We start from the raw sequence: 13,918 nt of genomic DNA, 5'->3' as shown, positions 1-13,918 counted from the left end.
GCTGTTGTAGGCTGCGTTTGAGCGCTAAGGCTTATTGCCAAAATGATGTCGTTAACCTTGTCCCATAAAAAAGCCCCGTGGTTTTCACGAGGCAATTTTACACATCCGCAATACTACTCATTTATCGCTTGTTTAAGCGCTGTCGCCGCCTTAAAGCTTGGCTGGTTAAAGCCTGCAATCTCAATCGTCTCGCCAGTTTGCGGGTTTCGACCCGATTTAGGTAAATGATAACGTAATTCGAAGGTGCCAAATTGTGGCAGGAAGACTTTCTCACCTTCGCTTAAGGCGATATGGATCTGTTGTAGGATCTGTTCGACAACAGGTTTAGTGCTGGCCTGGGACTGTTCAAGCGAAGTGGCGATACGTTGGGTAAGTTGTGCTTTGTTCATTGAAACCTCTGAATTCAGCGAAAGAGCAGGAAAGGGGAGTTATAACAAGCTCGGGATCAGATTGAAAGCCTAGGTTTACCAAAGCGGCTTAACTGCTGCTTTATTGGTTAGCGATGATAACTTACCTATCTCCAGACACTGAAATCACTTTGTCATTAATCAATTGATTTAAGTAGCCTTGGATTGCGATTTGATTACCTTTAATCCCCATATGAGAAGCGATATGGTTACGTAAGGAGTCAACTTTTTTCGGGCGTTTCTCTTTTGGCTTCGAAGTTAAACTATGCAGTAATTTTGCGCTGATATTTTCTACTGTTGCAAGCTTAATATGCTTACAGATACGTCCATTTGCTTTTATATGTGCGATAAGTGGAGCAAAACCATTATCGTTTGAAATGATGTCGAAGGTTACGTTTTCACTCGCAGTGCTCTCATAACATCCGAGATAATATGATAGATGAAAGTCTAGATTATTTGACTGGGTTGCTTTCAGTTGAATAACGATGATTTCAAGTGGCGTGTCATACTTTTTTTCACCAAAATCTATCTTGGGTTGCTTTGCTCCAAGGAATATGATTATTTTTTGGTATATAGAAAGGTCGATTTTTTCTAAATTACCGACGTTTTCATAGTCAATAAATGCCCACTTCACTGTGTATTGCTCCTTATGCGGTAATCTTTTCACTTGCTGTGATGACGCCTACTTGAGTTAACAAGGTTTATATTTAGCTTAGCTCCCAAGGTAAATCACGTCGTCCATTAACTGATTTCAGAACACCCTCATTCCTTAACTTTTGAGCGGCCCAACGGATATCATATTGCCAAGTGTACAGCAGATCTCCAGAGGATTTTAGCTCAGATTCGTATTTCTCCCAGACATACTTCGATACATCACGAGGTGAGCCTCGTCCTCCTGAGGAATTAAGATATTCTACAATCCATTGTTTCATGCTTTCTCTAGTAGCCATTAGTTTCCTTAATGATTGAAATATTCCAATTATATCGATAGCAGCTGAACATAGATCTTGTGTCAGTTTAAAGGCGAAAAATACAGATTGTTCAAAATAACCTAGCATAACTTATAAATTTTGCTAAATGATTTAAGTACAAACTTTATTGAGGCTTTGGGTTTATTTTTAATGGAATGGAAATATAAGGCATACGCAAATTCTGGAGGTTAAATATAAAATGTTTTTAGCTGAGCGCCCTTGCGGGCGCTGTAAGAGTTGGAGCTAAGCGGTGGAGTTATAGCTGGACTTATCGCGGGCTTAAGAAAATAACGTTTCTTCCAATGTGCGTCCTTTCAGCAGCATCTTATATTGCCAATGCTGCTGCTTAAATAGGGCGAGTAGGGCGGTTTCAAACTCATAATGTCGATTTGCTGTGTCATCCAACTGGATCACAAATACATGGGCTTGTTTTGAGGTGATATTCACTACATCGGCTATTTGACTGACGGCTTGGATGAGCGCTTCACTGTCGCAGCTTTCCATAGTGAGGGTGAGATAATCACTGCCATTATTGGATGAGCGCATTGAAATCGATTGGCCTAGCTCACCTTTATCTAGATACAGCACTTGGTCACAGAGCTTCTCGAGCTCGTCCAAGTTGTGAGAGCTGATCACAAAAGTGGTTGTGGGCGACAGCGTTCTGACGAGTTCACGGATTTTCTTCGCATTGGCAGGATCGAGTCCTGCGGTTGGCTCATCGAGTAATACCAGTTTAGGCGAGCCGATTAAGGCTTGGGCAATCGCCACACGTTTACTCATTCCATGGCTCAGGCTCGGTGGCTTTTGCTGCGCCACCTCGGCTAAGTCCACTAAATTCAGCACTCGCAGGGCTTCTTGATTTGCCTGCTTGCTATCCATCCCTTGAAGACGCGCAAAGAAGCTTAACTGACTGATAATGGTCAAATTGGGATCGAGCGTCGCATCCTGTGGCAGGGCGGCAATTTGCCCTAATAATGCTGGACTATTTGGCGCTTCTCCCAGAATACGAACCGTGCCCGCGCTTGGGGAGAGGTAACCACAAAGTAGGCTAAATAGCGTGGTTTTACCTGCACCGTTAGGGCCAACCAAGGCGATGGGCGCTCCCGATTCGAGGGTTAAGTTAACGTTATTGAGCGCTTTTTTACTGCCATAGTGTTTGGACAGTCCTTGGCATTGAATGAGGATCATAGTTGACTCCTTTGTATATAAACGCGGCCAAGGAAGAGGGCGAATGCGGTTTGTAATAGGGGGATTGGTGCGTAGGCAAAACTATTGAGTCCATTGGTGTTGACCATGTTCGACAGTTGAGCGCCAGGCAATATCCATTGTAAGCCTTCAAATAAGCTGGATTGATTACCCAAAATCAACAGTGCAATCGAGACGACTGTCCACAAGATGGTGGCGAGCACCATGGCCTGTCTTGCCGTGTTGGCATAAAGGGACAATAGGGTCATGACCGCGGTAAAGGGTAAAATCACGATAAGCAAGTTGATGCCGACCAAGGCACCCGACGTTAATGCGGGTAATAACAAGCCGATATCGCGAGTGAGTGCCAGCGCTATGGTGGCGAGGATAGTCAATAAGATCAGTAGACCTTGGATCAATATTTGCCCCAAAAAGCGGCCGAAGAGTAGGCTGTCTTTGCTGGTTCTTAGGGTATAGAAGCGCAATGTGCCGCGGGATTTGTCTGAGGAGAACTGATCGGCGGCAATCAAAATACTGAACATGGGAAACAGATACAGCGCAAAGCACCAGAAGATAGCCATTTCCGCCACGGGCCAGTCAAACAGCACATTGAGTGCTTGGTTGCCTAAGAGACCGTCGATCAGATCTTTGATATTGGGCTGCATTAATAGGGTCGAAGCGCCTTGGATGGGGTAGAGCAACAGCATGCCCCACACTAATGCAAAGGCGATCAGGGCGATAATCCCGCGAAGGTTAAATAGAAATTTGCGACATTCAAAGCCAGCGATCAAAAGCATGTTGTTGAATGTACTGGGAGCGTTTGGTGTCATTCGCTGTCTCGTCAGTGAGTGAGCGGACAAACTTTCACGTTAGTCATCATTAAGAGCGACCATTCGCGAAAGTTGTCCCGCGGTGCGGTTAGGATAAAGAAGCGATAAGCGAGTCTAACTTATCTTTAAGTTCAGCTACTTGCTCTTCAAGCTGCGTAACTCTCGCTTCCAGTTGTTGCCTATCCTGCTCATTTAGCGGGTGGGCATCTGCATTTGTGGCACTGGTGAATGACGCGGCGCTGACCTGCTCAGCACCTTGGGAGAATAACTCAGTGTAACGGCATTCACGCTTACCTGGTTCCCGTGGCAGTTGGGCTAGCACGGGTTTATCTCGCTCCATCAATTGCTTAATGCAGGCTTCCACTTCGAGTACATCTTTAAAGTCATGCAGCCTGTTGCTGCGGGTTCGCAACTCGCCCGGCGTTTGTGGGCCGCGAAGCAGCAGCAAGCAGACAATAGCTAGCGCCGCGCTGGAAAGTTGTAACTCGCTAAATTCGGTGTTGCAGAATCTGTGCTTGTATTTGACGACTCGGCTACCAAAGCCGGATTGCTCGCTGATAAGTCGCTTTTTATTCAATGAATCGAGGGCATCTTGAACCTGCGCTTCGCTTAAGTCCAATACGGGATCGCGGCTGGTTTTTTGATTACAGGCGAGGGTCAGGGCATTGAGTGAAAGAGGGTATTGCTCTGGGGTGGTGACTTCTTTTTCAAGTAGACAACCGATAACTCTGGCTTCGTGTAACGTGAGTTCCATATAAGCTCCAAAGAAAAAAGCATGGCTTTGTTATAACAGAGCCATGCTTAATATCCTAGCGCTTGTCGGTAAACTGAGGTTTAAGGCAAACTATTTGTACAAATAAAGCACGAACATGGGGGCAAGAGAGTGCTAAGTCCCGTATTCGGTTGACTATTCTGTCCAATCAGTCTGCTTCAGTCAGGCGTAAGCCATCATCATCGATGCTTAACTTGCCCGCTTTAAACAGTCCGCCGATGCTTTTCTTGAAGGCTTTTTTGCTCATGCCGAGTTGCTCGTAAATCACTTCGGCATCGGTTTTATCGGTCAGCGGTAAGAAGCCACCTGCTTGCTTAAGTTTCACTAAGATAATGTGCGCGTGCTTATCGAGCTCTTGCTTACTGCCTTGTTGCAAGACCAAATCGATTTTGCCATCGCGGCGAACTTGTTTGATAAAACCTTTCACTCTTTGACCAAAACGCAGCTTTTGGAACACTTCATTTTGGTAAATCACGCCCCAGTGGGCATGGTTAATAATGGCTTTGTAGCCTAAATCTGTGGTGCCACCGATATATAAGTCAACCTGTTGACCTACTTCGTACTGAGCTGGAGTTTTATCGAGGAACTTATCAATTTTTGATGAGGCGACAATACGTTCATCCGCGCGGTTAACATGCACGTAAACGAGGTAAGAGCGACCCTCTTCGATGGGTTTATGCTGCTCACCAAAGGGCAGCAGTAGATCTTTATCTAATCCCCAGTCTAAAAATGCCCCGTAAGGACCCGTTGCCACGGCTTTTAGATAGGCAAACTCACCGACTTGCGCAAGTGGTCTGCGCGTAGTGGCAATGACGATATCTTCAGAGTCCAGATATAAAAAGACCTCTAGCCAGTCACCGACTTGGCAATCTTTTGGGGTGGCTTTGTTCGGCAGTAACACTTGGCCAAATTCGTGGGCATTTAAATACACACCGAAGCTGACTTGTTTTACCACCTCAAGTTTGCAGGTTTTTCCTATCTGTACCATGTAGCTCTCTATCTATAGATGTCATTCGGCGGTGATTATAACCGCTTTATCCGTAAACGGCAGCTTCCAGTTCGGCTTTTAGGTTTGCACTTTAGGATTAATGGCTTAGTGAGCGTTAAAAATCATGCCGACGCTGCGATTGTTAGCCATTTATTCTGCAAGGCTATTAAAAAATATTGAACGTATTAAAAGTAGGATTATTCACTAACTTATTAATTTATCAAAATTAACCCTGCATGGGGATGCCATCCCTGTTAATGGGGTGTTTGTTATATTTTAATGAAAAATATTAAATGAGATTCTTGCTTGCATTCTGTGACATTGCGCGGTTTAATTGCGCCGTTTAACGACTTCGCTCGTTACAGACATGACAAATATTACGTGAGTTGTAATGGTTTTATGGTTCACAGGTCATTAACCGTGTAACGTACAATTTATAATGGTTACATGGGGTTAAGAGGAATTGTTTAGCTAATGCACAAGCATCCATTTTTTGCTCTTTGCCTAAAAGCATCACAATGTCAGCGCTCAATCGTTATGCCCTATGACGATACCAGCCTTAAACATCTCACGTTAATCCGTATCAATTCTGGCCGCGAAGAAGCCAACAGTCCCCTGTTACAATAATCTTGCCTGTTATTAGGTGCGCTCGGTCTTGCCTGGCCGCTTAATATGTAATGTTGTTCCTTTAGTGTTACCTGTTGTTGTAGACATGCTTGACCCTCTTTTTAATGAATTTGGGGTCTTCGGCTGTGATGCAACGCCTAACGTTAGGGTTTTGGGTGTTTTTTAACCTCAAAGCGCGCTAAGGTTAATGCCATTGGTGAGAAACCTTGGCGATAAAAGGTGATATGAACGCAATCTCCTACCATCGCCAGTGTAATAAGAATTGGGGTTTACCCCGGCTGCGTTAAGGAAAAACGCATCAATGTCACCTCTGCTGGGGGGATTTTGCTGCATTAAACAGGGTGAATACATCCTAATTGTATGTCAGGTAACCGTATGTTTACCTGGGTTTGTCGAACGGGCGGTCGTGCAAGAATGCAGTGGCCGTTTAACCCATTTTTTTATAGACGGGCTAAATAAAAATGAATGATTGGTCTATTGATGCTGCTCGTGCTGGGTACAACGTTACCCACTGGAGCCAAGGGTTTTATGGGATCAGCGACCAAGGTGAGGTGACAGTGTCGCCGGATCCTAAGAATCCTGATCACAAGATTGGCTTAAATGAGCTAGCAAAAGACATGGTTAAAGCAGGGGTCGCTTTACCTGTATTAGTTCGTTTCCCGCAAATTCTGCACCACAGAGTGAACAGTTTGTGCCAAGCATTCGACCAAGCGATACAAAAATATGAGTATCAGGCGGCGACTATTTGCTGGTTTACCCCATTAAAGTAAACCAACAAAAAACTGTGGTAGAAGAGATCCTTGCGAGCCAAGCATCAAAAGAAGTTCCACAATTAGGCCTAGAAGCCGGCAGTAAGCCAGAATTAATGGCCGTACTGGCCATGGCGCAGAAAGCCAGTTCAGTGATCGTATGTAACGGTTACAAAGATAACGAGTACATTCGTTTAGCCTTAATTGGTGAAAAGTTAGGCCATAAGGTCTACATCGTTTTAGAAAAACTGTCTGAGCTGAAGATGGTGTTGGCCGAGTCTAAGCGCTTAGGAGTGAAACCTCGCTTAGGTCTACGTGCTCGCCTTGCCTTCCAAGGTAAAGGCAAGTGGCAGGCCAGCGGTGGCGAAAAGTCTAAATTCGGTTTATCTGCGGCGCAGATTTTAACTGTGGTAGATCAGTTAAAAGAAAACGACATGTTGGATTCGCTGCAGTTATTGCACTTCCACTTAGGTTCGCAAATCGCCAACATCCGCGATATTCGTCAAGGTGTGAGCGAAGCGGCGCGTTTTTACTGTGAATTACGTGAGTTAGGCGCCAGCATTAACTGTTTCGACGTCGGCGGTGGTTTAGCGGTGGATTACGACGGCACTCGTAGCCAAAGTAACAACTCAATGAACTATGGCTTAAGTGAATACGCGAATAACATCGTGAACGTGCTTACCGATATCTGTAATGAATACGAGCAACCTATGCCACGTATTATTTCAGAATCTGGCCGTCACTTAACGGCGCACCACGCTGTGTTGATCACCGATGTGATTGGTACTGAAGCCTATCAGGTAGAAGAAATCCAGCCGCCAGCGGAAGAGTCGCCACAGCTGCTGCACAACATGTGGCAATCTTGGACCGAGATCAGCGGCCGCGCCGATCAACGTGCACTGATTGAGATTTACCACGATAGCCAAAGTGACCTGCAAGAAGCGCAATCGCTGTTTGCCTTAGGTCAATTAAGCTTGGCAGAACGTGCCTGGGCTGAGCAGGCTAACCTGCGTGTATGCCACGAAGTTCAAGGTTTGTTAAGCACTAAAAACCGTTACCACAGACCGATTATCGATGAGTTAAACGAAAAGTTAGCCGATAAGTTCTTCGTTAACTTCTCTTTATTCCAATCGTTACCGGATGCTTGGGGTATCGATCAGGTGTTCCCTGTGCTGCCACTGTCTGGTTTAGACAAAGCGCCAGAGCGCCGCGCCGTGATGCTGGACATCACCTGTGACTCTGACGGTATTGTGGACCAATACGTTGATGGTCAAGGGATTGAAACCACGCTGCCCGTTCCGGCTTGGAGCGCTGAAAGTCCTTATCTGATGGGCTTCTTTATGGTCGGTGCCTATCAAGAGATTTTAGGTGATATGCATAACCTGTTTGGTGATACCAACTCTGCTGTGGTAAGCATCGAAGAGAACGGTATGACCAACATTGAGTCGGTCCTTGCCGGTGATACTGTTGCTGACGTACTGCGCTATGTTAACTTAGATGCCGTTGACTTTATGCGTACTTACGAAGAGTTAGTGAATCAGCACATTGCCGAAGACGAACGCGCCCAGATTTTAGAAGAACTGCAAGTGGGCCTAAAAGGTTACACTTATTTAGAAGATTTTTCTTAATATTGAGTGTGTTAAAAAAGTCAGCCTAGGGACACTTAGGCTGACTTTTGTTTTTTATAGCCAGTTGCTTTTCGCTAGTGCTTTGCAAGGCTGTCACCTTGTAAAAGCAAGCTCAGTGGTTTTATTGCGGCGTTAGTCGTGTAAAAATAGCCGCGCGAAATTGATGGGTTACCAGTCTTAACATGCGTGTGTTCACTTAAGCCAGCGTTGCCAGCGAACCATTAATGACTGTTATATCAATAGATGCCCAAACACAGGGATAAGATGAGGCGAACGGTTTGATGTTTTTTGAAGGCGCGGAAAAAAAGCTTGAGATCAAACTCACTCCCAAGATGGCGTCATTGCGCCAACGAGAGTACGGCTTTTGGTCAACCTTAGTGGCCTGCGCCAATGCGGAAATCCTGTCCACAATCAGTAATCCTGCCTGCGATGCCTATCTGCTGAGTGAATCCAGTCTGTTCGTCTGGGATGATAAGATTCTGCTGCTCACCTGTGGAAATAGCACGCTGGTTGATGCTGCCTGCCATTTTATCAACGCCTTAGGCGTGGAACACATCTCCGCGCTCTGTTATCAGCGCAAGAATGAATACCAAGCTGAGCTACAAAGCTCGAACTTTGCAGACGATATCGCTAAATTGCGAACCTTGATCCCCGGCAAAGCCTTTCGAGTGGGCCATTTAGACTCACATCATCACTATCTGTTTTGTAGTGACAATCCGTTTTGTACTGGCGATCTGTTTTGTACAGATAGCCAAGTTATCCCCTCAACCGAGACTTGCCTTGAACTGATGATGTACCACATCCGTGGCGAGCTTGCCGATTATCTCAAGCTGCCAACACAAACTGAGCAGGGGATTTATCAACGGCTTGAATTTCAGCAACTCTTTCCCGATTTTCAGTTTGATATGCATTGTTTTCAGCCTGCTGGTTTTTCGTTGAATGCGATACGTGGGACAGACTATGTTACCTTGCATATCACCCCATCGATGGGGCAAGGGGAGCATTCCTATGTGAGCTTCGAGACTAATCTCGATTTAGCGACTTACCCCCATCCCGTTGTAGCGCGATTAATCAATGGATTCTCCCCATCGAGTTGGGATTTGATTGGTTTTAATCAGCCTATCGTTACCGAAGGATTCCCTGCTCATCTGTGTCTAGGCCAAGCCGTGGTCACCACAACATCAGGTGGGGAGATTACCTTTAGTCATTATCAGTTACTCGAAACCCAAGTGTTACAGCCCGAGTTTATGTAGTGGTAGACTCTGGTGAGTTTCGCTCGTGCTGCTTGAGTCCATCTTTTTACCACGCTTAAGCGCTGGATTATCAATAAAAAGCTAAGGTTAACGGCCTTGGCTTTTTTATTGACGGCGTAATAACAGAGCAGCGAATTGCGAGTAAGGCATGGTAAACTTGCATTTTCAGCGGATTGCACCGATGGCAATCATTGTGCGCTTGTAAAAGGAAACCCTATGACAGATCTCAGTGATATTCGCCGCGAATACACCAAAGGCGGTCTAAGACGCGCCGATTTACCCCAAAATCCCATGCAGCTATTCGAGTTATGGATGACGCAAGCTCGCTATGCCGAGCTGAGCGATCCCACGGCGATGTGTGTTGCCACCGTCGATGAGCATGGTCAGCCCTATCAGCGAATTGTGCTATTAAAGCGCTTCGATGACTCGGGATTTGTGTTCTTCACTAACCTAGGTAGCCGAAAAGCGCAGCAGATCGCAGCCAATAACAAGGTGAGTCTGCATTTTCCTTGGCATCCGATTGAACGCCAAGTATCGATTCTCGGTGAGGCGCAGCCACTCTCTACCGCCGAAGTGCTGAAATACTTTATGACCCGTCCTAAGGATAGCCAGATTGCGGCTTGGGTGTCACAGCAGTCGAGCAAACTGAGCGCGCGACAAGTGCTCGAAGGTAAGTTCTTTGAAATGAAAGCCAAATTTGCCAAGGGTGATGTGCCCTTACCGAGTTTTTGGGGCGGCTACTTAGTCAAACCCTCGAGCATCGAGTTTTGGCAGGGCGGTGAGCACAGGCTGCACGATCGTTTTCTCTACACTCGCCAAGCGGATGAATGGGTCATTGACCGTTTAGCACCTTAATGGTCTTTAGGAGCGTAAGCGTGGGACAGTATAAGATTTGGGTCGATGCCGATGCCTGCCCAAACCCGATTAAAGAGATTTTATTTCGCGCGGCTGAGCGAAAGTCGCTGCCGCTAGTGCTGGTGGCGAACCAAATGCTGCGGGTGCCACCATCGCCTTATATCAGCCAAGTGCGTGTCGGCTCAGGTTTTGATGTGGCAGATCAATACATTGTCGACCATGTTGAGGCTACGCATTTAGTGATCACCGCCGATATCCCGTTGGCGGCGCAAGTGATTGAAAAGGGCGCGCTGGCGCTTAATCCCCGCGGCGAACTCTACACTACGGACAATATTCGCCAAAAACTGACGATGCGCGATTTTATGGAAGATTTACGTTCATCAGGTGTGCATACCGGTGGTCCTGATGCCTTATCGGCGGCGGATAAACAGGCTTTTGCCAATAGTTTAGATAAGTGGCTGGTGCGAGTTTAACGATAGTTAACTAGTCGCTAAACAAGAAAAAGAGTATCTTTAGCGAGACTTAGGTGATCTTTGTCACAGATTGCCTAAGGATACGGCGGGGACTTCTGTGTCACAGGGTGACCGCCTTGCCTTAACTCTCACTGATTGAGGATGGATACGATGAAAAAATGGATAGTAATTGCAGCATTATCGACGCTGGTTAGTTTTAGCTGTGCGGCCCAGTGGCAAGTAATGAAGCAGGACTCTCGAGTCAGCTTCGTGTCGGTGAAAAAGGGTGATATCGCTGAAGTTCATCACTTTAAGCAACTCAATGGTGCCCTTAAGGATAATGGTCAATTTGAATTAACCATTCCCCTGATGAGTGTGGCGACTGGTATCGATGTGCGCGATGAGCGTATGCAAAACCTGTTGTTTGAAGTGTCCTTGTATCCCGAGTTGAAGTTAAGCTCGCAGGTGGATACCAAGATGTTGAAAGATCTAGCCGTCGGTGAGACTAAAGTGGCCGACATCGATGGGAAAATTTCCCTCCATGGAAAGCAACAAACGAAAACTTTTTCGGTAATTTTAACCAAAGTATCTGATAATAAACTGATGGTTAGCAGTTTTCAGCCGATAATAGTCAATGCTAACGAGTTCGATTTGGTCTCGGGTGTGGATAAATTGCGTGATATTGCAGGTTTATCTAGTATTAGCCAAGCCGTTCCTGTGTCGTTTGTACTAACCTTAACAAAGTAACAGCGATAAGATTGGTTTAGATCAATACGTCAGCGCTCCTGTTCGCGATATGGTTAGCGAGTGGCTGACGTGCAAATCTTTATATCGACCACTTTAGATGTGGGTTTTGTTTTTTCAGTGTCGCCTTTGGCGATAGATTTTGGTGTGTGAAGGGTAAAAAATGGTCACAGATAAAGACGGTTACATGCATTTGATCCAGTATTTGACTGAGCATCTTGGCTTGTTCGAAACGCCCGATACCCAAAATGTGTCCGACGATACTGTGATGGAGTTGTTCGAAGAGCAATTATCCGCACAGATTATTATGGTCTGCGGCCAAAATCCTTCCCTTTCTTTTGCCGAACGAAACACCATTATCCGTGAGGTCGATGCGATTGTGTACGATCTTGAGGAAATCTTAGCCTCAGTGGCGAATCATAGGGCCACGCCAGAGCAAACGCTGTTTATCACCGAGTTTTCTGGCCTTATAAAGAATTTATTCGATCAAGAAATCTCGAAAATTCAAGTCCATGTGTAATACCTTCGCTTAAGCTTAGGATTAACCTCATCTCTTGGGTTAGTCCTATCAGTTAGTTTGTTAGCTAGTTACTTACTTTGTTCGTTATCTCCCATCATTACTTCACTTTTAATGTGTTACTTCGGCCTGTGGGTTGTTTGGGCACCAGTCGATGCCTTTCGTGCAGGCTCTGAAGGTGTGAAGTGAATAGGGCTTGCCTTACCGTGCAATGCTTACGCAAGTTTTGCGGACTTTACAATCTCATCTCGTAATTACCTGCCATCGCATCAGTTTCCCGCAAGTTTGAGTAAAATAATTCCCACTTTTCAAGCATCTTCATTTACAGGGTATATCTTTACTCTATAGCCGTATTTTCTCGTGCGATATCAAGGGAGATGCATAATGCTAACGATACGTCCAAGCTATGCCGAAGATATGCTGACCATTGTGGTGTCGGGTCAAGTCACCCATGGGGATATCGAAGCCTTACTGCTTCCCGCGATTGAGGCCAAGTTGCAGGATCATGCGAGTCTTCGCTTGTGGTACGAGTTCAGCCCCGACTTTATTGGCATTACCGTGGGCGCACTCTGGGATGATGCTTTACTCAGTGTGTTTCATTTTAGTGATTTCTCGCGGGTGGTGATGATTGCGGACATGCAAAGCCTAGGTGCTATGGTCAATACACTGGCTTTTATGTTGCCCTGTCCGGTGAAGGTTTTTAGTGAACATGAGCGCGCGCTGGCGAAAGCTTGGTTGGACGAAGCGAAAGTGGCAGAGGTGTAACGGCTGTAACCATTGCGTGTTAACTTGTGACTATTCCTTGTTTTTTCATTGGCTTAAATGCTGCATTTGACCTTAGCTTAGTGTTTTTCGGCTCTTTTCCTTCGCTTTTGTGCTATCACTAGCCCCCTACATCGACCAAGGTGATGGGCTCAATGCTGTATGCTCGTCATCGTTCAGATAAGGAGTGAGGATGTTACAACATCAAAGTGTCGGTCGCTGCACCACATTATTGCTAGGCGCCATTATAGCAAGTTTGAGCCTTGCTGGTTGCGGCAAAGTCAGCGAAGAGGTGCAAACGCCTGCGCAGAGCGCAGTATCTACTGACACTAAGGCGATTATTGGTCAATCAGAGAAGATGCGCTTATTGGCCGCACAACTGGATTTTCAGGCAAGAATTGATACGGGGGCTGCGAACACTTCATTGCACGCCATTGATCTGCAAGTTGAAGGCGGTGCATCCGATAAGATGCAGGATAACATAGGTAAGACACTGCATTTTACCACCGAAAACGAGGCGGGCGAGCAGCGGCGCTTAGCGGCGAAAATCCTAAAGACCACCACAGTGAATAACGCTCAAGGCAGTGAAGTCCGCTATTTGGTCGAGTTGGACATTGGTTTTGAGGGCCAACACCGTCTGGTTGCCGTTAACCTACGTGACCGAAGCCATATGGATTATAAGTTACTGATCGGCCGTAATTGGTTAGCGGGCCGTTATGTTGTTGATGTGGCTGAGAAACGTCTTATTGGCCCGACAGCGTTAATCAAAGTGAAAGAGGCCGGGCTGACCTTTAAAACGCGCATCGATACGGGGGCGGTTGAAAACTCCCTGCATGCGATTGATCTCAAGATTGACGATGAAGATCCTATCAATATGGATAACAACATCGGCAAGTGGCTTAATTTCACTACCGAAAATGAGCGTGGAGAGGAAAAGCGGTTAAGGGCAAGGATTGTCGATACTTCGCTTATCCGTAACGCGCAGGGGAGTGAAGTGCGTTATATGGTCGAATTGACCTTAGGCGAACCGGGACTTGAGTATCCCGTCAAAGTGAATCTTAAGGACCGCAGTCAAATGTCCAATAAACTCTTAATTGGCCGTAATTGGCTACAGGGCCATTATCTGGTGGATGTGTCCCTCGATAAGTCGAGCGACTAGTTTGTCCCAATGGGCTTGC

Annotated in this window: 15 protein-coding genes and 1 pseudogene; 9 read left to right on the top strand and 7 right to left on the bottom strand. The window is 46.1% G+C overall.

The window, feature by feature from the left end; all coding sequences use genetic code 11:
- Positions 1–113: 113 nt before the first annotated feature.
- From ACUZ8J_RS12650 to ACUZ8J_RS12620, 7 genes are all read right to left on the bottom strand, one after another.
- Complete coding sequence (locus ACUZ8J_RS12650; RefSeq protein ID WP_446693999.1) at positions 114–389, bottom strand: HU family DNA-binding protein; 276 nt, start codon at positions 387–389, stop codon at positions 114–116.
- 121 nt (positions 390–510) lie between these two features.
- Complete coding sequence (locus ACUZ8J_RS12645; RefSeq protein ID WP_446693998.1) at positions 511–1,041, bottom strand: PIN domain-containing protein; 531 nt, start codon at positions 1,039–1,041, stop codon at positions 511–513.
- 73 nt (positions 1,042–1,114) lie between these two features.
- Positions 1,115–1,357: a hypothetical protein gene (locus ACUZ8J_RS12640; protein WP_086904878.1), complete on the bottom strand. Its 243-nt coding sequence runs from the start codon at positions 1,355–1,357 to the stop codon at positions 1,115–1,117.
- Positions 1,358–1,657: 300 nt separating this feature from the next.
- Positions 1,658–2,566, bottom strand: coding sequence for an ABC transporter ATP-binding protein (locus ACUZ8J_RS12635; RefSeq protein WP_446693997.1), 909 nt, complete (start codon positions 2,564–2,566; stop codon positions 1,658–1,660).
- Positions 2,563–3,393, bottom strand: a complete 831-nt coding sequence (locus tag ACUZ8J_RS12630; RefSeq protein WP_446693996.1) for an ABC transporter permease subunit — start codon at positions 3,391–3,393, stop codon at positions 2,563–2,565. Before ACUZ8J_RS12630 ends, ACUZ8J_RS12635 begins: the two co-directional genes overlap by 4 nt.
- Before the next feature lie 88 nt (positions 3,394–3,481).
- The gene (locus ACUZ8J_RS12625; protein WP_374919279.1) at positions 3,482–4,147 is read right to left on the bottom strand and encodes a YceH family protein; all 666 of its coding nucleotides are present in this window, start codon (positions 4,145–4,147) and stop codon (positions 3,482–3,484) included.
- A gap of 166 nt (positions 4,148–4,313) precedes the next feature.
- A complete protein-coding gene (locus tag ACUZ8J_RS12620) occupies positions 4,314–5,153 on the bottom strand; it encodes a CvfB family protein (protein WP_086904872.1) in 840 nt (279 codons plus the stop codon).
- 474 nt (positions 5,154–5,627) lie between these two features.
- Between ACUZ8J_RS12620 and ACUZ8J_RS12615 the strand changes: the two genes are divergently transcribed.
- The 9 genes and pseudogenes from ACUZ8J_RS12615 to ACUZ8J_RS12575 all read left to right on the top strand — a co-directional run bounded on the left by ACUZ8J_RS12615 (position 5,628) and on the right by ACUZ8J_RS12575 (position 13,899).
- Positions 5,628–5,780, top strand: a complete 153-nt coding sequence (locus ACUZ8J_RS12615; protein ID WP_011622337.1) for a hypothetical protein — start codon at positions 5,628–5,630, stop codon at positions 5,778–5,780.
- A gap of 461 nt (positions 5,781–6,241) precedes the next feature.
- Positions 6,242–8,157: pseudogene (speA, locus tag ACUZ8J_RS12610) on the top strand (biosynthetic arginine decarboxylase).
- A gap of 281 nt (positions 8,158–8,438) precedes the next feature.
- Entirely contained in the window at positions 8,439–9,410 is a 972-nt protein-coding gene (locus ACUZ8J_RS12605; protein WP_446694937.1) for an adenosylmethionine decarboxylase, read from the top strand.
- 216 nt (positions 9,411–9,626) lie between these two features.
- Complete coding sequence (gene pdxH, locus ACUZ8J_RS12600) at positions 9,627–10,265, top strand: pyridoxamine 5'-phosphate oxidase (RefSeq protein WP_446693995.1); 639 nt, start codon at positions 9,627–9,629, stop codon at positions 10,263–10,265.
- Between the two features lie 20 nt (positions 10,266–10,285).
- Positions 10,286–10,738, top strand: a complete 453-nt coding sequence (locus tag ACUZ8J_RS12595) for a YaiI/YqxD family protein (RefSeq protein ID WP_011622341.1) — start codon at positions 10,286–10,288, stop codon at positions 10,736–10,738.
- Between the two features lie 150 nt (positions 10,739–10,888).
- Positions 10,889–11,464: a YceI family protein gene (locus tag ACUZ8J_RS12590; protein WP_446693994.1), complete on the top strand. Its 576-nt coding sequence runs from the start codon at positions 10,889–10,891 to the stop codon at positions 11,462–11,464.
- Positions 11,465–11,624: 160 nt separating this feature from the next.
- The gene (locus ACUZ8J_RS12585; protein ID WP_086904686.1) at positions 11,625–11,981 is read left to right on the top strand and encodes a DUF3802 family protein; all 357 of its coding nucleotides are present in this window, start codon (positions 11,625–11,627) and stop codon (positions 11,979–11,981) included.
- Between the two features lie 381 nt (positions 11,982–12,362).
- Positions 12,363–12,743 (top strand): STAS/SEC14 domain-containing protein, encoded by a 381-nt coding sequence (locus ACUZ8J_RS12580; RefSeq protein WP_086904687.1) that lies wholly within the window; start codon positions 12,363–12,365, stop codon positions 12,741–12,743.
- A gap of 190 nt (positions 12,744–12,933) precedes the next feature.
- On the top strand, positions 12,934–13,899 hold the full coding sequence (locus tag ACUZ8J_RS12575) for a putative ATP-dependent zinc protease (protein WP_446693993.1): 966 nt from the start codon (positions 12,934–12,936) through the stop codon (positions 13,897–13,899).
- The last annotated feature ends 19 nt before the right edge of the window (positions 13,900–13,918 follow it).

Source organism: Shewanella sp. Koi 1, assembly GCF_052907445.1.
Note: the sequence above shows the minus strand (reverse complement) of the source record. Positions and strands in the feature narration are given on the sequence as shown.